The organism is Pseudomonas sp. W2Jun17 (assembly GCF_023127795.1).
Lineage (GTDB): Bacteria > Pseudomonadota > Gammaproteobacteria > Pseudomonadales > Pseudomonadaceae > Aquipseudomonas > Aquipseudomonas synxantha_A.
On the sequence record NZ_SPKO01000037.1, the window covers coordinates 92,820 to 93,146 of the forward strand.

The window sequence follows — 327 nt, forward strand, 5'->3', positions numbered from 1 at the left end:
TCCTTGGAAACGCAGCGGATTTTCGATTTTGCCCACGTCGAGGCGGGCGATCTGGCCGTAGGCGCGGTAGTGGGCGGACCAGACGATTTCGCCCTCGAGGCTGGTCAGTTCCTGCGGTGTGCCGAGGTGGTCGAGTTGGTAGTGGTAGGGTGTTGTGGCTTGTGGTCCGTAGCCTTCCAGCAGTGCCAGCGGGCGGAAGCTGTTGGGCTCGTAGATATAACTGCGATGACAGTCCCCATGGTGCTCGGCAATCAGCTTGTCGCCTTGCCAGAAAAACTCCGTGGTTATGTCATCCACGGTCTTGCTGACACGCCGGCCAAACGGGTC

At 59.9% G+C, this 327-nt stretch carries 1 protein-coding gene; it reads right to left on the minus strand.

What is annotated here, in order from left to right:
- Positions 1-327 (minus strand): RHS domain-containing protein (locus E4O98_RS24925; RefSeq protein WP_248136520.1); only part of this gene is annotated, 327 nt, incomplete at both ends.